This is a genomic window from Flavobacterium johnsoniae UW101 (assembly GCF_000016645.1).
GTDB lineage: Bacteria > Bacteroidota > Bacteroidia > Flavobacteriales > Flavobacteriaceae > Flavobacterium > Flavobacterium johnsoniae.
Genome location: NC_009441.1, coordinates 4,107,764 through 4,131,548, shown reverse-complemented (window position 1 = coordinate 4,131,548; position 23,785 = coordinate 4,107,764). Strand labels below are relative to the sequence as shown.

At 32.4% G+C, this 23,785-nt stretch carries 27 protein-coding genes; 13 read left to right on the top strand and 14 right to left on the bottom strand.

The features are described from left to right. The first annotated feature begins 95 nt into the window (after window positions 1–95). The 10 genes from fabV to FJOH_RS17875 all read left to right on the top strand — a co-directional run bounded on the left by fabV (window position 96) and on the right by FJOH_RS17875 (window position 9,985). Complete coding sequence (fabV, locus tag FJOH_RS17920; RefSeq protein ID WP_012025447.1) at window positions 96–1,286, top strand: enoyl-ACP reductase FabV; 1,191 nt, start codon at window positions 96–98, stop codon at window positions 1,284–1,286. A gap of 123 nt (window positions 1,287–1,409) precedes the next feature. Next, the gene (locus FJOH_RS17915) at window positions 1,410–2,408 is read left to right on the top strand and encodes a glycosyltransferase (protein ID WP_012025446.1); all 999 of its coding nucleotides are present in this window, start codon (window positions 1,410–1,412) and stop codon (window positions 2,406–2,408) included. Between the two features lies 1 nt (window position 2,409). Then, window positions 2,410–3,006: a dephospho-CoA kinase gene (gene coaE / locus FJOH_RS17910; protein ID WP_012025445.1), complete on the top strand. Its 597-nt coding sequence runs from the start codon at window positions 2,410–2,412 to the stop codon at window positions 3,004–3,006. Window positions 3,007–3,065: 59 nt separating this feature from the next. Further along, window positions 3,066–4,652, top strand: a complete 1,587-nt coding sequence (locus tag FJOH_RS17905) for a sensor histidine kinase (protein WP_012025444.1) — start codon at window positions 3,066–3,068, stop codon at window positions 4,650–4,652. A gap of 3 nt (window positions 4,653–4,655) precedes the next feature. Next, on the top strand, window positions 4,656–5,372 hold the full coding sequence (locus FJOH_RS17900) for a response regulator transcription factor (RefSeq protein ID WP_012025443.1): 717 nt from the start codon (window positions 4,656–4,658) through the stop codon (window positions 5,370–5,372). Window positions 5,373–6,010: 638 nt separating this feature from the next. Then, a complete protein-coding gene (locus FJOH_RS17895; protein ID WP_012025442.1) occupies window positions 6,011–6,757 on the top strand; it encodes a hypothetical protein in 747 nt (248 codons plus the stop codon). A 3-nt stretch (window positions 6,758–6,760) separates the two neighbouring features. Next, window positions 6,761–8,152, top strand: a complete 1,392-nt coding sequence (locus FJOH_RS17890) for an RtcB family protein (RefSeq protein WP_012025441.1) — start codon at window positions 6,761–6,763, stop codon at window positions 8,150–8,152. Between the two features lie 12 nt (window positions 8,153–8,164). Then, window positions 8,165–8,788, top strand: coding sequence for a hypothetical protein (locus tag FJOH_RS17885; RefSeq protein ID WP_012025440.1), 624 nt, complete (start codon window positions 8,165–8,167; stop codon window positions 8,786–8,788). Next, complete coding sequence (prfH, locus tag FJOH_RS17880; protein ID WP_012025439.1) at window positions 8,776–9,465, top strand: peptide chain release factor H; 690 nt, start codon at window positions 8,776–8,778, stop codon at window positions 9,463–9,465. The genes FJOH_RS17885 and prfH overlap by 13 nt, the downstream gene beginning before the upstream one ends. Further along, complete coding sequence (locus FJOH_RS17875) at window positions 9,452–9,985, top strand: hypothetical protein (RefSeq protein WP_012025438.1); 534 nt, start codon at window positions 9,452–9,454, stop codon at window positions 9,983–9,985. Before prfH ends, FJOH_RS17875 begins: the two co-directional genes overlap by 14 nt. A gap of 214 nt (window positions 9,986–10,199) precedes the next feature. On the opposite strand, the gene FJOH_RS17870 is transcribed toward FJOH_RS17875, so the two are convergent. From FJOH_RS17870 to FJOH_RS17835, 8 genes are all read right to left on the bottom strand, one after another. Further along, a complete protein-coding gene (locus FJOH_RS17870; RefSeq protein ID WP_012025437.1) occupies window positions 10,200–10,946 on the bottom strand; it encodes an acyl-[acyl-carrier-protein] thioesterase in 747 nt (248 codons plus the stop codon). 15 nt (window positions 10,947–10,961) lie between these two features. Beyond that, on the bottom strand, window positions 10,962–11,891 hold the full coding sequence (gene miaA / locus FJOH_RS17865) for a tRNA (adenosine(37)-N6)-dimethylallyltransferase MiaA (RefSeq protein ID WP_012025436.1): 930 nt from the start codon (window positions 11,889–11,891) through the stop codon (window positions 10,962–10,964). Between the two features lie 152 nt (window positions 11,892–12,043). Further along, the gene (locus tag FJOH_RS17860; RefSeq protein WP_012025435.1) at window positions 12,044–12,883 is read right to left on the bottom strand and encodes an ion transporter; all 840 of its coding nucleotides are present in this window, start codon (window positions 12,881–12,883) and stop codon (window positions 12,044–12,046) included. A 30-nt stretch (window positions 12,884–12,913) separates the two neighbouring features. Beyond that, window positions 12,914–14,275 carry an exonuclease domain-containing protein gene (locus FJOH_RS17855; protein WP_012025434.1) on the bottom strand — a complete coding sequence of 454 codons (1,362 nt, stop codon included), beginning with the start codon at window positions 14,273–14,275 and terminating at the stop codon, window positions 12,914–12,916. Window positions 14,276–14,377: 102 nt separating this feature from the next. After that, window positions 14,378–14,725, bottom strand: a complete 348-nt coding sequence (locus FJOH_RS17850; protein WP_012025433.1) for a four helix bundle protein — start codon at window positions 14,723–14,725, stop codon at window positions 14,378–14,380. Between the two features lie 62 nt (window positions 14,726–14,787). Then, complete coding sequence (locus FJOH_RS17845) at window positions 14,788–15,447, bottom strand: YggS family pyridoxal phosphate-dependent enzyme (RefSeq protein WP_012025432.1); 660 nt, start codon at window positions 15,445–15,447, stop codon at window positions 14,788–14,790. Between the two features lie 12 nt (window positions 15,448–15,459). Beyond that, window positions 15,460–16,347 carry a 3-hydroxyacyl-CoA dehydrogenase family protein gene (locus FJOH_RS17840; RefSeq protein ID WP_012025431.1) on the bottom strand — a complete coding sequence of 296 codons (888 nt, stop codon included), beginning with the start codon at window positions 16,345–16,347 and terminating at the stop codon, window positions 15,460–15,462. Window positions 16,348–16,435: 88 nt separating this feature from the next. Continuing rightward, on the bottom strand, window positions 16,436–17,401 hold the full coding sequence (locus FJOH_RS17835) for a Gfo/Idh/MocA family protein (RefSeq protein WP_012025430.1): 966 nt from the start codon (window positions 17,399–17,401) through the stop codon (window positions 16,436–16,438). A gap of 211 nt (window positions 17,402–17,612) precedes the next feature. Between FJOH_RS17835 and FJOH_RS17830 the strand changes: the two genes are divergently transcribed. Further along, window positions 17,613–18,254: a protein-L-isoaspartate(D-aspartate) O-methyltransferase gene (locus tag FJOH_RS17830; RefSeq protein ID WP_012025429.1), complete on the top strand. Its 642-nt coding sequence runs from the start codon at window positions 17,613–17,615 to the stop codon at window positions 18,252–18,254. Between the two features lie 29 nt (window positions 18,255–18,283). Here the strand turns inward: FJOH_RS17830 and FJOH_RS17825 are convergent, their stop codons facing one another. From FJOH_RS17825 to smpB, 3 genes are all read right to left on the bottom strand, one after another. Next, window positions 18,284–19,291, bottom strand: coding sequence for a helix-turn-helix domain-containing protein (locus tag FJOH_RS17825; RefSeq protein WP_012025428.1), 1,008 nt, complete (start codon window positions 19,289–19,291; stop codon window positions 18,284–18,286). Window positions 19,292–19,375: 84 nt separating this feature from the next. Next, complete coding sequence (locus FJOH_RS17820; protein ID WP_012025427.1) at window positions 19,376–20,017, bottom strand: DUF4136 domain-containing protein; 642 nt, start codon at window positions 20,015–20,017, stop codon at window positions 19,376–19,378. Window positions 20,018–20,094: 77 nt separating this feature from the next. Beyond that, a complete protein-coding gene (smpB, locus tag FJOH_RS17815) occupies window positions 20,095–20,550 on the bottom strand; it encodes an SsrA-binding protein SmpB (RefSeq protein WP_012025426.1) in 456 nt (151 codons plus the stop codon). 138 nt (window positions 20,551–20,688) lie between these two features. On the opposite strand from smpB, the gene FJOH_RS17810 reads away from it, so the two are divergent. Both FJOH_RS17810 and FJOH_RS17805 read left to right on the top strand, forming a co-directional pair. Beyond that, window positions 20,689–21,327 (top strand): porin family protein, encoded by a 639-nt coding sequence (locus FJOH_RS17810; protein WP_012025425.1) that lies wholly within the window; start codon window positions 20,689–20,691, stop codon window positions 21,325–21,327. A gap of 96 nt (window positions 21,328–21,423) precedes the next feature. After that, entirely contained in the window at window positions 21,424–21,648 is a 225-nt protein-coding gene (locus FJOH_RS17805; protein WP_012025424.1) for a VF530 family protein, read from the top strand. Window position 21,649: 1 nt separating this feature from the next. Here the strand turns inward: FJOH_RS17805 and FJOH_RS17800 are convergent, their stop codons facing one another. The 3 genes from FJOH_RS17800 to FJOH_RS17790 all read right to left on the bottom strand — a co-directional run bounded on the left by FJOH_RS17800 (window position 21,650) and on the right by FJOH_RS17790 (window position 23,727). Then, window positions 21,650–22,204: a DUF3575 domain-containing protein gene (locus tag FJOH_RS17800; protein WP_012025423.1), complete on the bottom strand. Its 555-nt coding sequence runs from the start codon at window positions 22,202–22,204 to the stop codon at window positions 21,650–21,652. Between the two features lie 120 nt (window positions 22,205–22,324). Continuing rightward, complete coding sequence (locus FJOH_RS17795) at window positions 22,325–22,873, bottom strand: GNAT family N-acetyltransferase (RefSeq protein WP_012025422.1); 549 nt, start codon at window positions 22,871–22,873, stop codon at window positions 22,325–22,327. After that, the gene (locus FJOH_RS17790; protein WP_012025421.1) at window positions 22,873–23,727 is read right to left on the bottom strand and encodes an aldose 1-epimerase family protein; all 855 of its coding nucleotides are present in this window, start codon (window positions 23,725–23,727) and stop codon (window positions 22,873–22,875) included. The genes FJOH_RS17795 and FJOH_RS17790 overlap by 1 nt, the downstream gene beginning before the upstream one ends. Window positions 23,728–23,785: the final 58 nt, after the last annotated feature.

Genomic DNA, 23,785 nt, shown 5'->3' with positions numbered 1-23,785 from the left:
ATACTTTATATTTGTCATCGAAAAATAAGTAAACAAACGGTAATAAGCCCTCATTTATCTAATAAATAGCTTATTAACGAATAAATAAAACAAGTATGATCATAGAACCTAGAATGAGAGGATTTATTTGTTTGACAGCCCACCCAGCGGGATGCGAACAAAATGTTAAAAATCAAATTGAATATATCAAATCAAAAGGTGCGATTGCAGGAGCAAAAAAAGTATTAGTTATTGGTGCTTCTACTGGTTTCGGATTAGCTTCAAGAATTACAAGTGCTTTCGGGTCAGATGCTGCTACAATTGGAGTGTTTTTTGAAAAACCGCCGGTTGAAGGAAAAACAGCTTCTCCAGGTTGGTATAATTCTGCTGCATTTGAAAAAGAAGCTCATAAAGCAGGTTTATATGCAAAAAGTATCAACGGAGATGCTTTTTCAAACGAAATTAAAAGAGAGACTTTAGATTTAATCAAAGCTGATTTAGGTCAGGTAGATTTAGTTATTTACAGTTTAGCTTCTCCGGTACGTACAAATCCTAATACAGGAGTTACGCATCGTTCAGTTCTAAAACCAATTGGACAAACTTTTACAAATAAAACAGTTGATTTCCATACAGGAAACGTATCTGAGGTTTCTATTGCTCCGGCAAACGAAGAAGATATTGAAAATACAGTGGCTGTAATGGGCGGTGAAGACTGGGCAATGTGGATTGATGCTTTAAAAAATGAAAATTTATTAGCAGAAGGCGCAACAACAATCGCTTATTCATACATTGGGCCAGAATTAACTGAAGCGGTTTATCGTAAAGGTACAATTGGCCGTGCAAAAGATCACTTAGAAGCTACAGCTTTTACAATTACAGATACTTTAAAATCTCTTGGAGGAAAAGCCTATGTTTCTGTAAATAAAGCTTTGGTTACGCAAGCAAGTTCTGCAATTCCGGTTATTCCATTATACATTTCTCTTTTATACAAAATCATGAAAGAAGAAGGTATTCATGAAGGATGTATCGAGCAGATTCAGCGTTTATTCCAAGACAGATTATACAATGGTTCTGAAGTTCCTGTTGATGAAAAAGGAAGAATTAGAATTGACGACTGGGAAATGCGCGAAGATGTTCAGGCAAAAGTTGCTGCGCTTTGGAAAGAAGCTACAACAGAAACACTTCCATCTATTGGAGACTTAGCAGGTTACAGAAACGATTTCTTGAATTTATTCGGATTTGAATTTGCTGGAGTAGACTACAAAGCAGATACTAATGAAGTAGTTAATATCGAAAGTATCAAATAAAAAATACATATAAAACAAGAAGAAACCATCAACCAAAAGTTGGTGGTTTTTTTATGAATATAACTTATCTTTGTTAAAATTTTATAAAGTTTAAAACAGACCACTTAAAACCGCATTCCCGCTATGATTTTTTCTTTAATTATACCAGTGTATAATCGTCCAGATGAAGTTGATGAACTTTTAGAGAGCCTTACAAAATCTGATTACAACGAACCTTTTGAAATCGTTCTTGTTGAAGATGGTTCTTCTATTCCTTGTAAAGATGTAGTGATGACGTATCAAGGGAAATTGAATATTTCGTATTACTTTAAACCAAATTCTGGTCCAGGTGATTCAAGAAATTTTGGAATGCAGAAAGCTAGAGGTGATTATTTTATCATTTTTGATTCAGATTGTATTATTCCTCCAAATTATTTAACCGAAGTCCGTAAAGCTTTAGATGAAAAATATGTAGATTGTTTTGGAGGTCCTGATAAAGCTCTTAAAAGCTTTTCAAACATTCAAAAAGCAATCAATTTTGCTATGACCTCATTCTTGACAACAGGTGGTATTCGAGGCGGTTCTGAGAAGATAAATAAATTTCAGCCCCGAAGCTTTAATATGGGAATTTCTAAAAAAGCTTTTGAAGCGTCAAAAGGTTTTGGAAACATACATCCAGGAGAAGATCCGGATTTATCTATCCGTTTATGGAACTTAGGATTTGAAACAAGGCTGTTTTCTGAGGCTTTTGTGTATCACAAACGCAGAATTGACTGGGAAAAATTTTCTATTCAGGTAAAGAAATTTGGTATTGCAAGACCTATTTTAAACAGCTGGTATCCAGAACATAATAAACTCACTTTTTTCTTTCCTACTGTTTTTATTCTGGGGTTATTATTAGCTTTTTTATTGTTAATTTTCAATATTGATATTTTATTACAATTATATTTTGTATATTTCGTTATAATTTTTCTTACAGCGAGTGTTCAGAATAAAAGTATCAAAATTGGATATTTATCAGTAATTGCTGTCTGGAAACAATTTTATGGTTACGGAACAGGATTTTTGGAATCTTTTGTAAAAGTCATTTTATTAAAGAAAAAACCACAAGAAGCTTTTCCACGTATGTTTTTTAAAATATAATATGACAAAAATAATTGGCCTGACTGGTGGAATAGGAAGCGGTAAAACAACAATTGCCAGTTTTTTTAAAGAAGAAGGTGTTCCTGTTTATATTGCTGATGATGAAGCTAAAAAGGTAATGCAGTCATCAGAAATTATAAATCAAATAAAAACTTCTTTTGGAGAGTCGCTCTTTGATAATAATGTTTTAAACCGGTCAAAATTAGCCGAAATAGTATTTAACAATAAAGAACAATTAGAAAAGTTAAATGCAATTGTTCATCCTGCTGTAAAAAAAGATTTTCAATCCTGGCTTTTACAAAATAAAGGAATGGATTTTGTGGTATATGAAGCAGCTATTTTGTTTGAAAGCGGCAAGTATAAAGAATTTGATTATATAGTTACCGTTACAGCACCTGAAGACGTAAGAATTGAAAGAGTAATGAAACGCGACAATTCTACAAGAGAACAGGTTTTAAGCAGAATGAAAATGCAGTGGAATGACGAAAAACGAATTTCTTTAAGTAATTTTGTAATTAATAACAGTAATCTTAAAATTGCGCGAGAAGAAGTTGGTGAAATTCTTAAAATTTTGAAAATAAAACAAAAACAGTCTTAAATGTTAATATTTGGTTAATGTATTATTTAGTATATTGTTAAAATATTAATTTTGTTTCGATGAATAAATTATTTTTTAGAATACTTGTTTTATTGATGAGTTTGTCCTTAATAGGGATAATTCTGGTACAGGTATTTTGGTTCAATTCTTCATTTAAAAATAATGAAGAACAGTTTAAATACCACGTTACACAAGTAATTGGAAATGTTGCAGATAAACTTGAGCAGCAAGAAGAATACAGTTTTTACGACAAATACAACCGTATAAAAGACAGTACCGGTAAAATTCCACAAAAGGAAGACTTACTTGAAGTATTGTATGTACAAAGAAACACAAAAACAAATAAAACAATTGTTTATTCTAATACTCTAAGCTCTGAAGATTACGATATAGACGGATCTCTTTTTAATAAAAGATTCAGCAGCGAAAGATTTAAAAATTTCAGCTCTAAAAGAGTAACAGAAGTTTATAATAATAACAACGGAATTGATAATAATAGTTTAGGTCAAAGTATTATTCCGGATCTTAAAATTGAAAAATCCGGAAGTTTAGATATTTTAAATAAAGTTCAGCAGCAGATTCAGTATAAAGACATTGCTTCATTAACCCCCATTGAAGGTCGAATTACAAAAGATAAACTGCATAAACTATTAAAAAAGGAATTAGAAGAATACGGTGTTAAAACCAAATTCGAATACGGAATTTACAGCAGCGGTGTTCCAACCAAAATTAAATCGGATGGATTTCACTATGACAAAGAAGCAACATATAATATTCCGATATATACTGATAACGAAGGGAACAGCCGATATGAATTATCAGTTACCTTCCCAAATAAAAAGAAATTTTTATTATCTGAGTTATTAAGTATTACTATTTTATCGATAGTATTTACATTAATTATAATAGTTGCTTACACAAGTGCATTAAATCAATTACTGCGTCAAAAACATATTTCTGAAATCAAAACAGATTTTATTAATAATATGACGCACGAGTTTAAAACACCAATTGCAACGATTAACTTAGCTCTAGATGCTATCAGGAGTCCTAAAGTAATTGAAGATAAAGAAAAAGTCTATCGATATCTTCAAATGATAAGGGATGAAAATAAAAGAATGCATGCCCAGGTTGAAAATGTACTCCGTATTTCTAAATTAGAAAAAAGAGAACTTGATATTACAAAAGAACCAACTGTAGTAACTGATATTATTGACGATGCAATCGAGCATGTAAATTTAATTTTAGAAGACAGAGAAGGTACGGTTGTAAAACACTATAATGCAGCAAGAACAACGTGTTTGATTAATGAAGTGCATTTTACAAACGTATTAGTTAATATTTTAGAGAATGCTATAAAGTATTCGCCGGGAACACCCGAAATTGAAATATTTACAGAAAATGTAAAAGATATGATCCTGATAAAAGTAAGAGATCATGGTTTAGGAATGAGTAAGATAGCTCAAAAACGAGTGTTTGAGAAATTTTACAGAGAACATACAGGAGACCTTCATAATGTAAAAGGACACGGTTTAGGTCTTGCTTATGTAAAAAGAATTGTCGAGGATCACAATGGACAAGTATATGTTGAAAGCGAAAAAGGAAAAGGTAGCACCTTTATAATAAAAATACCATTAATAAATTAAAATATGGAAAATACTAACAAAAGAATACTTTTAGTAGAAGATGACCTAAATTTTGGGGCGGTTCTTAAAGATTATCTAATGTTAAATGACTTTGAAGTTACTTTAGCTAAAAACGGTATGGAAGGTTTCGAGAAATTCAAGAAAGATGTGTATGATTTATGTATTCTTGATGTAATGATGCCTTATAAAGATGGTTATACTTTGGCTAAAGAAATTAGAGAAAAAAATAGTGAAGTGCCTATTATATTTTTAACAGCAAAATCTATGAAAGAAGATGTGTTAAAAGGATACAAAGCAGGTGCTGATGATTATTTAAATAAACCTTTTGATTCAGAGGTTTTATTAATGAAAATTAAAGCAATCATTCAAAGAAAATCTGCTGATACAAAAGCAGAACAAGTACAATTTGAATTTAACATTGGTAAATTCCACTTAAATTCAAAATTAAGATTCTTGACTTTCCAGGATGAAGAGCCAATAAAATTATCTCCAAAAGAAAATGAATTGCTTAAAATGCTTATTCTTCATGAGAATGATTTAATGCCAAGAGAATTAGCTTTAACCAAAATTTGGAGAGATGACAACTACTTTACTTCAAGAAGTATGGACGTTTACATCGCTAAACTTAGAAAATATCTAAAATCTGACGAAGATGTTGAAATCTTAAACATTCATGGAGAAGGTTTCAGATTAGTTGTAAAGAGCAAAGTTTCTGAATAATTAATTCACCTAAAAAATATAAGCCCTGAGAAATCAGGGCTTTTTTTTATGCCTAAAAAGTAAAAAGAAATTCAGCATAATCTTGTTTCGACTAAAAAGTATACACCCTGAGAAAACAAATTAAATTTGAATTTTTCATTTAAATTTTAATTAGGAGCAATTTCCTGCTATCCGCTTGTATCTTTTTCTTGCTAAAGAAGCAAGAAAAAGGATACCGCTTCTATCAGGGCTATAGGTTTAGTTTTCAAGTATATATTGTGGTTTTAATGAGTTCTAAAAAAGAAATAATTTATTTTTCGAAGAATTTTCTTTAAAATAAATTTGGAAAATCAAAAAACAATTCTGAATATTTGCACACGAAAAAATAATAACCCTTTTAAAAACGAAGAAAATGTTTGTACTTACATCGACATCACAAAGCTTTACACCAAACGGATTTGGTGCAGCTATTCTTCGTGGCTTATTTCAATCTTAGAAATATATTTTTAGATATATAAAAAAGCCCGAAGACATTTAGTTTCGGGCTTTTTTTATTCTAGACACTTCAAATTTTCCCGAAAACCGATTTTATTATTTATCTGAAAGGATAAAATGTTAAGTCTTTATGGCTTGTAATTTAATGCACTGTAATTTTTTTAATGGAAAATTATACGGTAGATGAGTATGCTTTATGTACTCGTTTTAAAAGTAAAAGAAGGAAAGAAAGATTAGTAAAGGAAGATTTTGAAAAACATTTAATTCAGTTAAGAAAACGGGAAAAGGAACTTTGGAAAAAAAGAAAAGACTTACCATTGATTCCGCTCGAAAATCCTTATCAAAAAGGATGGCAGCGCTGTTTTGTACTGAGAGAAGATGTAGTAAGATCAAGTGAAGCTGAATTTTACAGAACATTATTGGAAAAAATAAATACATGGCAGTTTTCTTCTGAAAAATCTTTTAAAAGAAAGAAAAAGAGAAAAAGAAAACATGTGTATGTTGAAAAACTCCAAACTGTAAAAGAATTCTCTGAATGGGAATGGAAAAGTCCAAAATTAGAATTGACAGAAAAAGAAAAAGTACATTTTTATAAGCGGGAACGTTGGTGCAGCAATTTCAAGCGAGATAAAATTCATTATGTGTTTAATGAGCCTTGGCGTTATATACTTCGCGTTAGCCCATACATGATAACGCATACAAAAATGGTCGATTCAGATTTGGAAAGTGAAATTCAGCTTCTTGAAAATTACATTGTTAATCTTGATTTGAGAAATAAAATAAACAGATTAATACACGGCAGCTCTCTGAAATGGAGTTATTATGAAAAAGAAAACCCAAAAGAGACAAGCCCAATTAAAAATAAAAGTCTAAACACTTTGTATCAACAATATTTAGACGAAATGATATAAATAATGGGAAATAAACTAACTGGAAAAGACCTGATTAAATTAGGTTTTCCAAAGAACAATTCAATAAATATCGCTTTAGGGCAGATAAACAGATATAGAAAAAGAGAAAAAAAGGAATCTATTCTAACAGAAGCAAAAGATGTTTTGCTAAATCCTGAAAAGTATGAAGGAAACGGAACCTGGGGAAAAGTTGCTGAAGGTTTAATTAAACCCGTTCAGGTAAGAATGCACCAGCTTAATAATACAAGAGCCCCTTTTACCATTTTTGGTGAAAATGAAATTGATCAGCAGGCAAAATTCCAATTGTACGATTCATTGAAACTGCCAGTTTCGGTTGCGGGAGCTTTAATGCCAGATGCACATTCCGGATATGGATTACCAATTGGAGGTGTTTTAGCAACAGATAACGCTGTGATTCCATACGGAGTTGGTGTTGATATTGGATGTCGAATGAGTCTTTCAATTTTTGATTTGCCAGCTTCTCATTTTAAAGGAAAAGAACATCAGTTAGAGGCAATTTTAAAAGACAATACAAAATTTGGAATGTATGAAACGCATGTGTCAAGAGTCGATCATGAAGTTTTTCATAAAAGCGAGTTTCAGGATATTCCATTGCTGAAAAATCTTTTACCAAAGGCCTACAAACAATTAGGAACTTCTGGAGGAGGAAACCATTTTGTGGAATTTGGAATTGCTAAAATTGAGAATCCGGAGAACGAATGGAAATTGGAAAAAGGTGAATATTTTGCTGTTCTTTCGCATAGCGGTTCGCGTGGTTTGGGTGCAAACATTGCAAAGCATTACACGTATTTGGCCACAAAACAATGTCCGTTACCAAAAAATGTACAGCATTTGGCCTGGTTAGATTTAAATACGCATGACGGTCAGGAATACTGGCTGGCAATGAATTTAGCCGGAGAATATGCAAAGGCCTGCCATGACGATATTCACAGACGAATTGCCAAAGCGATTGGAAAAAGGGTAGTGGTAACAATTGAAAACCATCACAATTTTGCATGGAAAGAAATGGTAAACGGCCAGGAATGTATTGTACACAGAAAAGGTGCAACGCCTGCAGGTGAAGGACAATTGGGAATTATTCCCGGTTCGATGACGGCACCAGGTTACATTGTAAAAGGTAAAGGAAATGCTGATAGTTTAAATTCAGCTTCGCATGGTGCGGGACGTTTGTTTTCGCGCGCAAAATGTAAAAGCACTTTTACGCAAAGCGAAATTAAAAAGGTTTTGAAAGCCAATGATGTAACCTTGATTGGCGGCAATATTGATGAAGCACCAATGGCATACAAAGACATCGAGAAAGTAATGGCGAATCAAACGGATTTAGTTGAAGTTTTGGGAACATTTACACCGAAGATTGTTAGAATGGACCGCTAAAAATTAAAAATTATGGAAAGATTTCAAGATGAAAATAAATGGTTAGGAAGTTTTGCAAATGAAATTTTTGTAAAATGTCCAAAATGTGATTCTAAATCGATAATAAGGTTGGGAAATACAGAAGAATATCAAAAAGAGTATTATAAGGGGTATATCTATATTCCAATTTTTGAATGTAAATCTTGTTTTTTTAAAGTTGATGAGCCTGTATATCAATATATCGCATATGGAAGCCCATACTGCAATAACTGTTTTGAACAATATGAATTTGAATCACCAGTTTTAAAAGAAGAACCTGAAATGTATAAGGCAAAATGTCCACATTGTAGATTTCAGGAAGAGTGGGAGCCTAAAATTAAATATATTCTCAAAAATCAAATAATTAATGATGGATTAAGAAGAGATCAATGGTATAATTTACCAATTTGGTTTCAAAAAGAAGTAAATGGAAATCTTTTTTGGGCTTATAATCTCGATCATATCGATTATCTCGAAAGATACATAAAAGCAGATTTACGAGAAAGAAACAATGATGGGAGTGGTAATGGAACTATGGTTTCGAGACTCCCACAATTTGTAAAAGCAGCCAAAAACAGAGAAAAGCTGCTCAAAATTTTAAAGAAATGGAAAGAATAATTCAGATAACAGCGGGTCGCGGACCTGCAGAATGCACTTGGGTTGTCGCTCAAGTGCTTAAAAAAGTTTTGGAAGAAGCACAAGATCAGAATTTAGATGTGGTTTTACTGCAAAGAGAGAAAGGAGAAGAGAACGGAACAATTGAAACCGCATCGATTTCTGTAAAGGGAAAAAATGCAGATCAATTTGTGAAATCTTGGATAGGAACGATTCAATGGATTGGGCAGAGTCAGTTTAGGAAAATGCATAAACGCAAAAACTGGTTTATTGGGATTTTTGAAATCGAACCGCAAAAAAATGCATCAGTTTCAGAAAACGACATTCAATATCAGGCGATGCGAAGTTCCGGCGCCGGCGGTCAGCATGTAAACAAAGTGAGTTCAGCAATTCGTGCAACACATATTCCAACAGGAATTGCAGTTGTGGCAATGGACAGCCGTTCGCAGCACCAAAACAAAAAACTGGCTACAGAAAGATTATTAAAAAAATTAGAAGACGAGAAACTAGTTCAGCTTAAAAATCACGTAGGAAAGCAATGGGAAAATCAGCTTAATGTAGAGCGTGGAAATCCAATTAGAGTTTTTACAGGAAGTGATTTTAAAAAGATTAAAGTTGAGAAAAGCTACAAAGGAACTCGTCAGAAATTAAAAAACGATTTACGAAATGAAAACAATTGATAAATACCTTTTTCAAGCCTTGGATAATTATCCGTTTTGGCTTGAAGGAACAATAGAATCTTTAGATTATGCTTTTTCTTATGACGATAAAAACACGATGGTTTTGTGTTTGTACGGAAGGATACAAGCAGAACAATTAATGAATTATGAAGAAGCGAAATTGTATTTTCAGCAGGCTTTATCAATTAATATTCATGCACTTGAAGTATATCCGTATTATTTAAAAACATTGATTTTAAATGAAGATTACGAAGAAGCGCAGAAATTAATAGATTTTGCTTTAAAGGTTAAAGGAATCAATAAATCAGAGATTTACATTAAAAAAGCAATTCTGTTAGAAGTACAGCATAAATTCAAAGATGCCTTAAAAGAAATTAAGCAGGCAAAATTATATTCTATTTTACATGACTATGATTCAGGAATTAGTGAAGTTGAGAAAAGAATTAAAGGTAAAATGGATTTGTTAAAAAAGAAGAAAGAGAAAAAATCTAAGAAAGGTTCTAAAAAGAAATTGAAATGATTTTAAACAAAAAAACGATGCAATTTTGCATCGTTTTTTTTTGTTCTATGAAGAATATTTAGATAAAGTTTGTCATTTCGACGAAGGAGAAATCTCCGCGAGTAACTCCGCAACGAATGTACAATCTTTGTAGAGCTTCTTGTGGAGATTTCTCCTTCGTCGAAATGACAATATTGTGGGAAAATAGGAAAGAAAACTTATTTATAAACTTCTTTTACTTCCAATGCAGCTCCAAAGCAAAACACGTTTTGTCGTCTTTTGTAATGCTGAATGTCGCTGTTCTATGATCGTCGTCTTCGCTTTCGTGAATTACCACGTTATCTTGTAACGAAAGCTCTTTCATGAAATTCATTTCAAAGCTTTTTACTTCTTGTTTTATGATTCTTTTTGGATCGACATGATCCAGGCACCATTCGAAGTATTTTACGTTATTGACGTGGTTTACAATATCTAAATCGGATAAATAGACTGTTTTTTCGAATACAGCTTCTTTTTCGTGGTTGATATTTATTTTAGAAAAACCTTCTGTTGTTGCTCTTTTTTCAGGGAACAATTCAAAATGTTCAAAAGGTAATGCCAATGCTTCTGGACGACGTGCTTTGGTGTTAAAAACAGCCCAATAGGTTTCGCTTCCAACAATCTTTTTTCCGTTTATGTACATTTCCAATGCACGAACAGAACGTGAATTTTCTAAACTGTTAATCCATGTTTTTACAGTTACAACATCCTGCCATTTTGGTAATGCTGTAATTTCGACACGCATTCGGCTTAAAACCCATGCCTGATCAAATTCCTGCATATCGGTAAAGCTGATTCCGCCAACTTCAGAATGTGCTGCAGCGGTTAATTGTAAAAGATTGCACAAATCGGTATATTTTAAGTAGCCGTTTGGTGTGCACTGCGTGAAATTAATTTCCCAGTCTTTGCTTAAAACTGATGTAAAATTGGGAGATATTGGCATTGTTAATTTTAGATTTTATATTGATGATTTTAGATTTTCTACGATGTAATGAATAATCTCATTTCTGTCAGTCGAATAATCAAACCATTTTGTGTTTTCATTTCGTTTGAACCACGTTAATTGTCTTTTGGAAAATCTTCTTGTGTTTTTTTTGATTTCTTCAATGGCAAATGGCAAAGTGAAATCTCCGTCAAAATAACTAAATAATTCTCTATAACCGACGGTTTGGAGTGCATTTAACGCTTTGTTGGGATAAAGTGTTTCGGCTTCTTTTAATAATCCTTCATTCATCATGATATCAACACGCTGGTTGATTCTGCTGTAAATGATTTCTCTGTCGGCATCTAAACCAATTAGAATAGGAGTGAAGTTTCGGTTATTTTTCTTTAGGTTTAAAAAAGAAGAATATGGTTTTTGAGATCCAATGCAGACTTCTACAAAACGCATCATTCGTTGCGGGTTTTGCAATGTCTGCGGATTTTCCAAAGTTATTTTTTGATAATATTCTGGATCTAGGTTTTTTAATTGTTCTTGAAGATATTCGATTCCAAGTTTTTCATAATTTGTATTTACTTCGGCGCGAACATTTGGATCTATTTCTGGAAATTCATCAAAACCTTTTAGAATGGCATCTACATATAAACCTGATCCACCAATAAGAATAACAAAATCATTGGCTTCAAACAGTTCTTCAATTTTGGCTAAAGCTTCTTTTTCGTAATCGCCAACGGTATAATTTTCGAAAATAGATTTATTTTGAATGAAATGATGCTTGGCAGAATTGAGTTCTTCCTGACTTGGAACTGCGGTTCCAATGGTCATTTCTTTGAAAAATTGACGGCTGTCGCAAGAAACGATTTCGCATTTAAAATGTTGTGCCAAAGCAATGCTCAAGGCTGTTTTGCCTATAGCTGTTGGTCCGACAATGGTAATTAGATATTTCATAATTTTTAGCCCAGATGGAAATGGAAACCCCGGACTTATATTTGTTGAATTTTTTTGGTGTAAAAGAGCGACCAACGGAAGCTCCTTTTATGCCTTAAAAAATTACAAATATAAGGAGGAGTTGGAATGTACAGCTGGATTAGCTTCTATAATTAATTATTTGGCAATTCGGTTCCGCATTCGTAGCAATATTTTGCGTTATCGAAATGGACTTGAGATTGACATTTTCTACATGTTTTTTTAGTGCCTACAAAACTACCTTTCAGACTGCTTTTGGCAAATTCGGCAGTAACGATTCCTGTTGGGACGGCGATGATTCCGTAACCTAAAATCATTACAAACGCAGCTATAAATTGTCCGAGTGGTGTTTGCGGTGAAATATCTCCGTAACCAACTGTTGTTAGGGTTACGATTGTCCAGTAAATTCCCATTGGAATGCTGGTAAATCCTGATTCTCTGCCTTCAACCAAATACATAACTGTACCAATGATTACGGTGCTGATTAAAACAAAATAAATGAATACCAAGATTTTTTCTTTGCTGGCTTCTATAGCTTCTTTTAATTGAAGGGATTGATGGTTGATTTGCGGAATATGCAAAATTTTGAATAATCGAAGAAAACGTAATGCTCTTACGATTGATAAAATACTTGCGCCAGGGAAAAAGATGGATAAATACATGGGCAAAACAGCCAATAAATCGATGATTCCGTAAAAGCTGAAAACGTATTTAACGGGTTTTTGTATTGAAATAATTCGCAATATATATTCTATTGTAAAAAATACCGTAATTACCCATTCGCATATCAACAATTGCTGGTGATATTTAGAACTGATACCTTGAACGGTATCCAGCATTATTAATAGAACGCTTAGTAAAATTAAACCCAGCAATACTAAATCGAACATTCGGCCTAATATGGTGTTGGTGCCGTATAGAACAATTTTGACTTTTTCTCTAAAGATTTCGTATTGTGATTTTATATTTTTCATATCCTTAAAGATAATGAAGGTTTCGATTTGTTAAAATTGAAGTATTTTTATTGATTTGCTTTTGCGGATATAACTCTGAATGATATTTTTTACATCGCGGTTATGCTGCATTGGGACCAGAATATTTTTTAAGATGTCGATATTCGTAATTTGATAATTAAGATCGTAATAGGCGTAACCTTTGTATATTCCGTTTTCAATTAGAATTGCACTTCGTTCGTTTACATTTCTACCTCTGTCTATCAATACTATGCTTTTGTTTTCAAAGCTGTTTTCTGAAATGAATTGCTGTACTCTTAAATTGTAAACTTCTGGCGTAACTTCGCCGATGCAGGCGCCGTCACATTCTTTGATTTTATATTGAAAACACTCTTTTTTGGTTTGATATAAACCTGTAAGTTTTTGGCACAAATGGTATTTTGACGTAAATCTGAAAAGTGCATTTTTTCCTTCTTGTAACGAAGCAAAAGAGGTAATTTCTTTTTTACGTCCGTCAGCTTTTTCCAGTCTTAAGTTGATATAACCGTTTGAATCTTTTTCGGCATATAAAGCTACAGGAAATACAGATTTTTTCTGCGAACGATTGTATCGTGGACGATTAACTTTTACTTCCTGGCTTTCTTTTAAAAGCGCGATTAATTCGCTTCCGGTTTCATCATACGTTATGGTAAAAACTTCTGCCTGGATTCTTTTGCTTTTGGTTGTAATTCCGGTAAAATGCTGATTGACTCTTTTTTTGATATTTTGGCTTTTGCCAATGTAAATTAAAGTTCCGTCTTCTTTATAAATATAGTAAACACCAGTTTTAGCAGGCATTTGATTTACAATATCCAAGAATTTTGGAGAAATTCCTTTTTCTACTTCCAGCTTTATAAAATCTTTTACGATGGTTTTTTCGACATCTTTTTCCAAAAGCATTTTAAACAGCTTTGTGGTTGCCATAGCGTCTCCGCTTGCACGGTGTCTGTCGGCCATAGGGATTCCAAGTGCGCGAACCAGTTTTCCTAAGCTGTATGAAGGCTGTTCTGGAATTAGTTTTTTGGCTAATTCTACTGTGCAAAGCGTTTTGGCTTCGAAATCATAACCCAAACGACGAAATTCGGTTCTCAGGATTCTATAGTCAAAAGAAGCATTATGAGCGACAATAACGCAATCTGTAGTAATTTCTATAATTCGTTTAGCAACTTCGTAGAATTTTGGTGCAGAACGTAACATAGCATTATTAATTCCGGTCAGTTTTACTACGAAAGGCTGAATGGGAATTTCAGGATTGACAAGGCTGATGAATTGATCAACTACTTCATGCCCATCAAATTTGTAGATAGCGATTTCAGTAATTCCCTCTTCATTAAATTGTCCCCCAGTGGTTTCTATGTCTAGTATTGCGTACATATTCAATGTCAATGTCAAAAATCAATGGCAATTACAATATCAAAACTCAATATCAATTTTGAAAATTGTTATTGTAATTGCCATTGTCATTGGTATTGAAAATTATCTTTTGTTTATTATCATTTTTGATGAAATTGCAATTAATTGCTCTACTTCAATCAGAAGTTTGCTTCTTTTGCTGTCATCTCCTTCTTTAATGTAATCTAGAATTTTTAATGAGTTTCTGGATTCTTTCAACTCTTTTACTACTAAGGAAACTTTAAAAATAAAATCTTTATCTGTAACTGTTCCTTGTGCTTCTCCAAAATTTAAAGATGCACTTCCAGATGATCTAATTAATTGATTTTTATAATATTCGTTTTCAAATAGTCTTTCTAATTGTCTTGTAAAGAAAATACATTCTCCAGCAAAACGAACTAATCGATCTTCAAAATTGAATATTTTTTCCATTTAAATTACCCTTATCTTTTTAATTGATATTGATTTTTGAAATTGTCATTGATATTGAAAAATTATCTGCCTCCAAAAATGCTGCTTCCAATGCGTACCATTGTGCTTCCGCATTCTATTGCCAATTGATAATCTCCAGACATTCCCATCGATATGGTGTTCAGGCTGCAGTTTTCAGTTTTCAGATTTTTTATCGAATTAAAAATGGATTTTAAATGGGTAAATTCTTTTTTTATCTGGTTTTGATCTTCTGTGAATGTTGCCATTCCCATTAAACCTAAGATACGAATATTTTTTAACTCTTTAAACTCCACAGAAGTTAAAAGTTCATTTAATTCGTTTTCGTCTAGACCAAATTTAGATTCTTCTTCAGCAATATATATTTGAAGAAGGCAATCTATTGTTCTGTTATTTTTTAAAGCTTGTTTATTGATTTCCTGTAATAATTTCAAACTGTCAACACCATGAATCAAAGTTACATAAGGAGCCATAAATTTGACCTTATTCGACTGAACATGACCTATCATATGCCATTGAATGTCTTTTGGCATTTGTTCCCATTTCTCAGTCATTTCCTGTATTTTGTTTTCTCCAAAAATGCGCTGGCCAGCTTCATAAGCCTGCATCAAATCTGAAACAGGTTTTGTTTTTGAAACGGCAACTAGAGTTACGTGTTCAGGTAAAGTTGCTTTAATTGTATTTAAATTCGATTGAATCGACATGATATTTCTTTTTTATAAAAACTGTTTCGAGATTTTCTCAGCTTTTTTGCTTTCGCTGTAATCGTAAAAACCTTCACCGGATTTAACCCCAAGTTTACCAGCTCTTACCATATTTACTAAAAGCGGGCAAGGAGCATATTTAGGATTTTTGAATCCGTCGTACATTACATTTAGAATTGCAAGACAAACATCAAGTCCAATAAAATCGGCCAATTGAAGTGGTCCCATTGGGTGTCCCATTCCTAATTTCATTACCGTATCTATTTCGTAAACTCCGGCAACTTTATTATATAACGTTTCGATGGCTTCGTTTAGCATTGGCATTAAAATTCTGTTTGCTACAAAACCTGGATAATCGTTTACTTCTACAGGAACTTTACCTAATTTTTCAGATAAAGTCATGATGATTTTAGTTACTTCATCGCTGGTATTATATCCGCGGATGATTTCAACCAATTTCATGATCGGTACAGGATTCATAAAGTGCATTCCGATAACACGTTCAGGATGTGCCACAACAGCTCCGATTTGTGTAATTGAAATAGAAGAAGTATTGGTTGCTAAAATGGTATTGTGCGAGCAATATTCGTTTAATTGCTTAAATATATTTAGTTTTAATTCAACGTTTTCAGTTGCTGCTTCTACTACTAAATCAACTCCAACAACACCGTCTTTTAAATCTGTATAAGTGATGATATTGGTAATAGTTTTGGCAACATCTTCCTGAGTAATCGTTCCTTTAGATAACATACGGTCTAAGTTGGCAGCAATTGTTGCCATTCCTTTATCTAATGATTTTTCAGAAACATCGATTAATTTTACGGTAAATCCGCTTTGTGCAAAAGTGTGGGCAATTCCGTTACCCATTGTTCCTGCTCCAATTACAGCTATTGTTTTCATTTTTTGCTAGATATTTTTTTATGATTTAGCCACGAATTCACCAAATAATTCGTGAATTCGTGGCTAATTTATTTTGATTTTTTTAAAACTATTTATCGAAACAATCAATAATTTGATAAGCAACGCGCAATGCATCTGTTGCCTGTTCAAGTGTTACAACTGGAGTTGTATTATTGTTAATTGCATCTGCAAATGAATTTAATTCATCTAAGATCGCATTGTTTTGTTCAACATCTGGATTCGTGAAATAAATTTGTTTTTTTACACCTTCTGCATTCTGCAAAATCATATCAAAATCTCCAGGGACTTCTGGTGCGTCTTTCATACGAACTACTTCGCATTTTTTCTCTAAAAAGTCAACAGAAATGTAAGCATCTTTTTGAAAAAAACGTGATTTACGCATGTTTTTCAACGAAATTCGGCTTGCTGTTAAGTTGGCAACGCAGCCATTTTCAAATTCGATTCTGGCGTTGGCAATATCCGGAGTTTCACTGATAACTGAAACACCGCTTGCATTGATGCTTTTTACTTTAGATTTTACAACGCTCAAAATAGCGTCGATATCATGTATCATTAAATCTAAAACCACAGGAACATCGGTACCACGCGGATTAAATTCTGCCAAACGATGTGTTTCTATAAACATCGGATTTTCGATCATTTCTTTTGTAGCGATAAAAGCAGGATTAAAACGCTCAACATGACCTACTTGTCCTTTTACGTTGTGTTCTTTAGCTAAAGCAATAATTTCTTCAGCTTCTTCAACTGTATTGGCAATTGGTTTTTCTATAAAGATATGTTTTCCTGATTTTATGGCAACTTTTGCACATTTGTAATGTGAAAGTGTAGGAGTAACAATGTCAATCACGTCGACAGCGTGAATAAGTTTGGCAATTGTGCTGAAATTTTTATAGCCAAACTCTTTTGAGATTCTTTCGGCATTTTCTTGATTTTCGTCGTAAAATCCAACTAATTCGTATTTGTCAGATTGTTGTAATAAGCGTAAATGTATTTTACCAAGATGACCAGCACCTAAAACTCCTACTTTTAACATGAGAATGTATTTTAAACAAAAATATAATTTATTTGTTTAACGTGAAAATGAATTCATCTAATTGTGAGTTATGAATTGTGAATTGTAAATTATTTGCTGTTACTTTTGACTTTCGATATTTAACTTTCGACTGTATTAATTTATTATTTAAAAATCAATATTTGAAATCCTGTTTTGTTTCTTATTTTTGCGAAAATAAAACCTACCCATTTTGAAAGACACTGCCAAACATCAAGGACTTCGTAATCAATTAGTAACCACTTTAGAGCAAAAAGGAATTACTGACAGAGCTGTTTTAGATGCGATAAAAAAAATCCCAAGACACCTTTTTTTGAATTCTAGTTTTGAAGATTTTGCTTATCAGGACAAAGCGTTTCCTATTGGTGCCGGGCAGACTATTTCTCAGCCTTACACGGTTGCTTTTCAGTCACAATTACTTGAAGTTAAGAAGGATCACAAAATCCTGGAAATAGGAACAGGTTCTGGTTATCAAACTGCCGTTTTATTTATGCTTGGTGCTAAAGTATATACGGTAGAGAGACAAAGTGAACTATTTAAAACAACATCTAATTTATTTCCGAAATTAAATATCCGTCCTAAACACGTTACGTTTGGAGATGGTTATAAAGGATTGCCAAATTTTGCACCATTTGACAGTATTATAGTTACAGCTGGTGCGCCATTTATTCCGCAGCCATTAATGGCACAATTAAAAATAGGAGGAAGGCTTGTTATTCCGTTAGGGGAAGATGTTCAGATTATGACTTTATTGATTAGAAAGAACGAAACTCAATTTGAAAAACATGAGTTTGGAGAATTTAGATTTGTTCCTCTATTAGAAGATAAAAATTAATAGAAAGCCTGGTTTTTAACCGGGCTTTTTTATTTTTCGACTAATTGTATTGCTCTTTTTAGATTTTCTTTTTCAATTCTAGTGATATAATTAATAAAAATTGATGTATCATTCTGGGTTTGGCTTTTCTCCAAAATAGAAAAATATTCATCGATGCTCTTTTGGTCTTCTTCTATTGTGGCGTATGTGTAATTGTATTGCGTTAAAATCCAGTTTAATGCTAAATTTGCCATTTGTAGATTTCCATTCTCAAAAGGCTTGATTTCAAGTATTTTTAAATGCGCTTCAGATGCAAGAATTATTGGATGAAGATTGTTTTTTTGTGATTCATGCCAATTGAAAAATAAATTCATTTCGCGTGTAATAACTGGATCATTTATATATTTTCCAGAATTTTCAGATTCAAATCCTTTGAAGATTAAATTATGAAGCAAAAGAAAATCTTTTTCATTTAAAGATGTTTTCTTTTGAGTTAAGTCTTTAATGTAAAACACTGCTTCTTGAAAATTAATGGCTTCAAGATGATTTTGCATGCTTTTTTCGGAAATAGTTAGTCCATCATTTATAACCAATTTGGTTTCTTCCAGTGTTAGTGGATTTTTATTTAAATGAATACTTTTAAAAACAAACTCTAATTCTAAAGTTTTTGAAATCTGACGGAGCTCAAAATGATTAAAGGAGTGGATTTTATTTTTTAAGATTTCAATTTCATCTAAAATATTTTGAATAGAAGATACTAAAGCAGAATTGATTTCTTTTTTGTTGTTTTGAATTTCTTGTTCAGCTAAAATTAAAGCTTTCAGTACAAGTTCTTCATCACCAATTTCATAAAGTATCTTTTCTTTAAGCCAGGTAACCATTAAAGTTTCATAATCAATTTCTAAAAGCTGAGATAATTTAATAACCTGATCTTTGGTTGGTTTTCGTGTTCCAGATTCAAATTTACTGATTAATGCCTGATCGATTCCGGCAAGCTGAGCCAATTCTCTAGTTTTTAACCCTTTTTGTTCTCTTGCATTTTTTAAAAGTGATCTCATTTTTGATGAAATTTAAAATCTTGACAAAATTAGTCATTTATTTAATCGTAAAAAAAGCAGCATTTGAGCTGCTTTTTATTTAGGTTATTTTGGAGGTAATGAACCGTCTTTTCTCATTTCTTTTACAACTGCCTGCATTATAGCATCTACAGTTTGTCCTACATCTGTTACGTAATCAGATCTTGTGGTTCCGGTCCAGATTAATTTGTTTTCTTTTAGCGAAAAAATATTGGTTTCTACCATGTAATAAGTTGTTTCCTGATAATATCCTGGATCGTAGAAAGCCGGTGAATACATTCCGTACCAGTTTCCAAAACCGTATCCGTACATTCCGGAATATAAACCATCAAAGCCTCCGTAATACATTCCTGTATAACTTCCTGGAACGTAAGTAGTTTCTTTTTCAGTACTTACTAAACGCATCGTGACAACCCCGTCAAAATTTTCATCTTGAAGGATTTTTAATTTTTGTTCCTGCGTAAGCTGTTTGGTAGTTTCGTTTAGATATTGATAGGAAGTTTTAAAAATAGGATTGCTTGCAGCGATTCTGTTTTCGGCAATTCTTCTTGAAGCTTCGTCTTTAACGAGAGCAACTACTAAGACTTTTTTAAAATGTTCCTGAGCAACTGTTATTTTTGGATCTCTCCAGCTGTTTACAATAGTTGTATTACTGCCGCAGCTTGAAAGTGACAGAATTACAATAAGTAGAATTAAGTACTTTTTCATATTTTACAGTTATATGTTTGTAGTAAAAATAACTATAAAATTTTGATAAACACAGATTTAAGTAATTAAATCCGTGTTTAGTTATATGCTTTTTTAATTCTGTCTAAGTCGCGTTTTGTATCCTGCTCTTTTAGAGATTCACGTTTGTCGTAGTTTTTCTTTCCTTTACAAAGACCAATCTGCAATTTTGCAAGACCTTTTTCATTGGTAAACAATTTTAAAGGTACAATGGTAAGACCTTTTGCCTGAACACTTTTATGAAGGCTTTTTAATTCTTTTTTATTTAAAAGCAATTTTCGTTCACTTCTTGATTTATGGTTGAATTGATTCCCAAATGAATATTCCTCTATATAAGTATTGATTGCAAAAAGTTCAATCCCGCTGAATTCGCAGAAGCTTTCTGTAATATTCGCTTTTCCTAAACGTATCGATTTAATTTCGGTTCCTGCCAAAACAATTCCGGCAGTATAGGTGTCGATTATTTCGTAATCAAACCGGGCTCTTTTATTAAGTATATTGACTGATTTTAACATGGGTACAAAAGTAAGAAAATTGCAGGAATATAAACTGCTCAAATATAATTAAAGATTTTTTTTAATCTATGATTTTAATCATCCTTCTCAAAAATGCTTACAAGTAAGTTTGTCCTGTAATTCAAAAACAAATTTATAATGAAAAAAATTGTAACATTAGTCAGTGTTGTGCTAATGGGCTTAACCGCTAAGGCTCAGGATTCAGCTCAAGGACTAAAAGGAGCTTGGTTTGCAACTTCTCAATTCGGTTATCAGCAGACAAAAACTGCAGACGAAAAAAACACGAGTTTATCTGTACTTCCAATCGTTGGTACATTTGTAACTCCATCTGTAGCCGTTGGAGCAGGATTCGGATTAATTAACATCAAAGCCGAGTCAAATGCAGGCACAGCTGCAAAAACAGATTTAATTGTTATTCAGCCTTTAGTTAGAAAATATTGGAATGTAGCTGGTTCATTGTACTTCTTCGGACAGGCAGCGATACCAGTTATTACCGGAAAAGAAAAAGAAAGCGAGTTAAAAGTTAATCAGGTAGGATTATCAGTATCAGGAGGTTTTGATTATTTCATTACAAAAAACTTCTCTGTAGAGTTCTCTTACGATTTGGCTAATTTTACTTCTACGACTCTAGAGCCTAAAAATGGAGAAAAAACGACTGTTACAAATTTTGGATTGGCGCATGTTGCAAATGTTGACCCATTTTACAATACAGCTTTAGCAGGAAGTAATCCAAATTTAACTTCTCCGCTTTCTTTTGGATTTAAATTCATATTCTAATTTAGCGGATTGTTTTAGGTCAATTCCGTAATTTTGCAAAAAAGACCGTGCTTTTTTAAGTACGGTCTTTTAGTATTATTTAATATATAAATTAAAATGGATAGCAAATCTAAAGATCCGCTTCACGGAATTACACTTCAAAAAATTGTTGAAACTCTGGTTGATTATTATGGTTTTGATACTTTAGGAGAGTTAATTCCGATAAAATGTTTTATATCAAATCCAAGCGTGAAATCGAGTCTTACTTTTTTAAGAAAAACAGATTGGGCAAGAAAGAAAGTGGAAGATTTGTATATAAAATCACTTCCTAAATTCAGCTGATTTACAATTTATAAGAAATCATCACACCCCCGCGGTACGGAAGCCATTCGCCACTTTTATTGTAGTTAGGGGCTTTTTCATATCTTCCGGGAGTACCATCATTATAATATCCATGATAAAAACCTTGGTGCCAGCCGCCGCCAACAAAAATATCAAGTAAAAATTTATCGCTGAGTTTTACATTATAACCAACTGTAGCACCTAGTCTATAACCAAAACCATCTTCATATTTGTTACTGTCCCAGTAATTCCATTTTTGAAGTTCATACTTATCTGCACCGACATGACCTCCGACATAAAAACCATTGTATTTTTCTTTAAAATGGTAACGGATTTCTGGAGTTGCCGTATAAAATTTCATAGGAGAATGACCATCAAATGATTCCCAAAAAGAAGCCATAACGTCAAAACTAAAAGTTGTTTTTTCACCAATACTGGTTTCAACTCCAATATTTGGTACGCCAACTAAAGCTGTTACACCATTAAATTTGATAAAAGTCTGACTTTGTAATTGAATAGATATAAGAAGAACGGTAAGGGCGAATATTTTTTTCATGGTATTTTAAATCGCAGGGAATAATTTATTTTGGGGCAAATATAACTCAACTAAGGCCTTAGTATTAAAGATTAACGGACTTTTAACAGGATTATTTTGGTCAGAAATAATTATATTTTTCTAATTATTTAGTAATGAGTAAATTACTTTATCGAGGAATTTTCCTTCCCAAAATTCGGCTTCTCTTAAATGAGCTTCTTTAACAAAACCGCATTTTTGTAAGACTTTTTCTGATGCGTAATTTTCAGGATCAATCACAGCTTCAATAGAATGTAATTTTAAATTTTCAAAACCATATTTTAGCAATACGTTTACTGCTTCAGGAATAATTCCTTTTCCGTGAAAATCTGGAGACAGCATATAGCCAATTTCGGCGCGGTAATTTTCAGGCTGCATTCTGTAATAGCCAATTATTCCTAAAAGTTTAGGATTGCCTTTTAAAGTTATTGCCCAATTGATACCAATATTTGTTTCAATTTTTTCTTCGATCATCGCAATGTGCAGTAAGGCGTCTTCATTGTCTTTTACTAATGGTCTTGGAATGAATTTCATAGTTTCAGGATTCGATCTCAATTCGAATACTTCGTTAACGTCATCATTTGTAATTCTTCTTAAAAGTAAACGCTCGGTTTCGATTACAGGAAATGGATTAAAATTGAATTCTAACATTATGATACTATTTTAATACTAAATTGAGAATGGAAAGATTGATCGATTTCTAAAACCAAAATACCTTCTTTTTTAAATAAATCACCTGAATTATCTGCAGTGTCTGAGTAGCCAAACCATGGTTCTATACAAACAAATGGCGCCTGGTCTTTAGTCCAGATTCCTAAGCTTGGAAAATCTTCAAAATCAACCTGAACGTAAGGTTTTTTATTTTCAAGTATAGTTAATGAATTTGATTCTAGTGTTTTAAAAACTAAAGCATCATTTTCAAAAAGTTTATAAGTTAACGGAACGACATTTTCTGTAGTTTTTAGAGTTTCGGTTTTATTTGAAATTAGATCATTCTCTAAAAGATTATACTTTAAAGGTTCCTGTTTTTCAAATTTAAAAGAATAGTTCTCGAAATTTTCAGGAAGCGCAATTGCCGGATGTGCTCCAATAGAAAAAGGCATTTTAGTTTCACCTTTATTAATTACGATATATTCTATGTTTAAAGAAGTGTTTTCAAGCGTATAAATAAGCTGTAATTCAAATTCGAAAGGGTACTTTTTTAAAGTTTCGGCATTTGATTCTAACGAAAAAACGGCACTATTTCCTGTTTTCTCAACCAATTTAAATTCCATATCTCTTGCAAAACCATGTCTTGACAGCTGATATTCTTTTTTGTCAATAGTATAAGTATTGTTCTTTAATGTACCTACAATTGGAAACAAAACAGGTGAGTGTTTACCCCAAAAATCAGGATTTCCTTCCCAGATATATTCTTTGTTTTGATTGTCTTTTAAAGAAAATAATTCTGCTCCTGCATGTTTGATAGAAGCTTTAAGTATTGAGTTTGATATTGTTGTATCCAAAATAATAGAATTGAAATAGAATTAAGTTTTAAATCGTGATGTAAATATATTTTATAAA

Excerpts from the sequence above, each read along its gene's own strand:
- FJOH_RS17905 (WP_012025444.1), top strand. The coding sequence starts at position 3,066 with ATGAATAAATTATTTTTTAGAATACTTGTTTTATTGATGAGTTTGTCC.
- FJOH_RS17840 (WP_012025431.1), bottom strand. The coding sequence starts at position 16,347 with ATGAAAACAATAGCTGTAATTGGAGCAGGAACAATGGGTAACGGAATT.
- FJOH_RS17845 (WP_012025432.1), bottom strand. The coding sequence starts at position 15,447 with ATGTCGATTCAATCGAATTTAAATACAATTAAAGCAACTTTACCTGAA.
- coaE (WP_012025445.1), top strand. The coding sequence starts at position 2,410 with ATGACAAAAATAATTGGCCTGACTGGTGGAATAGGAAGCGGTAAAACA.
- FJOH_RS17800 (WP_012025423.1), bottom strand. The coding sequence starts at position 22,204 with ATGAAAAAAATATTCGCCCTTACCGTTCTTCTTATATCTATTCAATTA.
- FJOH_RS17875 (WP_012025438.1), top strand. The coding sequence starts at position 9,452 with ATGAAAACAATTGATAAATACCTTTTTCAAGCCTTGGATAATTATCCG.
- FJOH_RS17795 (WP_012025422.1), bottom strand. The coding sequence starts at position 22,873 with ATGTTAGAATTCAATTTTAATCCATTTCCTGTAATCGAAACCGAGCGT.
- FJOH_RS17810 (WP_012025425.1), top strand. The coding sequence starts at position 20,689 with ATGAAAAAAATTGTAACATTAGTCAGTGTTGTGCTAATGGGCTTAACC.
- fabV (WP_012025447.1), top strand. The coding sequence starts at position 96 with ATGATCATAGAACCTAGAATGAGAGGATTTATTTGTTTGACAGCCCAC.
- FJOH_RS17895 (WP_012025442.1), top strand. The coding sequence starts at position 6,011 with ATGGAAAATTATACGGTAGATGAGTATGCTTTATGTACTCGTTTTAAA.
- smpB (WP_012025426.1), bottom strand. The coding sequence starts at position 20,550 with ATGTTAAAATCAGTCAATATACTTAATAAAAGAGCCCGGTTTGATTAC.
- FJOH_RS17820 (WP_012025427.1), bottom strand. The coding sequence starts at position 20,017 with ATGAAAAAGTACTTAATTCTACTTATTGTAATTCTGTCACTTTCAAGC.
- FJOH_RS17850 (WP_012025433.1), bottom strand. The coding sequence starts at position 14,725 with ATGGAAAAAATATTCAATTTTGAAGATCGATTAGTTCGTTTTGCTGGA.
- FJOH_RS17870 (WP_012025437.1), bottom strand. The coding sequence starts at position 10,946 with ATGCCAATATCTCCCAATTTTACATCAGTTTTAAGCAAAGACTGGGAA.
- FJOH_RS17900 (WP_012025443.1), top strand. The coding sequence starts at position 4,656 with ATGGAAAATACTAACAAAAGAATACTTTTAGTAGAAGATGACCTAAAT.
- FJOH_RS17835 (WP_012025430.1), bottom strand. The coding sequence starts at position 17,401 with ATGTTAAAAGTAGGAGTTTTAGGTGCTGGTCATCTTGGTAAAATACAT.
- miaA (WP_012025436.1), bottom strand. The coding sequence starts at position 11,891 with ATGAAATATCTAATTACCATTGTCGGACCAACAGCTATAGGCAAAACA.
- FJOH_RS17890 (WP_012025441.1), top strand. The coding sequence starts at position 6,761 with ATGGGAAATAAACTAACTGGAAAAGACCTGATTAAATTAGGTTTTCCA.
- FJOH_RS17805 (WP_012025424.1), top strand. The coding sequence starts at position 21,424 with ATGGATAGCAAATCTAAAGATCCGCTTCACGGAATTACACTTCAAAAA.
- FJOH_RS17855 (WP_012025434.1), bottom strand. The coding sequence starts at position 14,275 with ATGTACGCAATACTAGACATAGAAACCACTGGGGGACAATTTAATGAA.
- prfH (WP_012025439.1), top strand. The coding sequence starts at position 8,776 with ATGGAAAGAATAATTCAGATAACAGCGGGTCGCGGACCTGCAGAATGC.
- FJOH_RS17915 (WP_012025446.1), top strand. The coding sequence starts at position 1,410 with ATGATTTTTTCTTTAATTATACCAGTGTATAATCGTCCAGATGAAGTT.
- FJOH_RS17860 (WP_012025435.1), bottom strand. The coding sequence starts at position 12,883 with ATGAAAAATATAAAATCACAATACGAAATCTTTAGAGAAAAAGTCAAA.
- FJOH_RS17885 (WP_012025440.1), top strand. The coding sequence starts at position 8,165 with ATGGAAAGATTTCAAGATGAAAATAAATGGTTAGGAAGTTTTGCAAAT.
- FJOH_RS17825 (WP_012025428.1), bottom strand. The coding sequence starts at position 19,291 with ATGAGATCACTTTTAAAAAATGCAAGAGAACAAAAAGGGTTAAAAACT.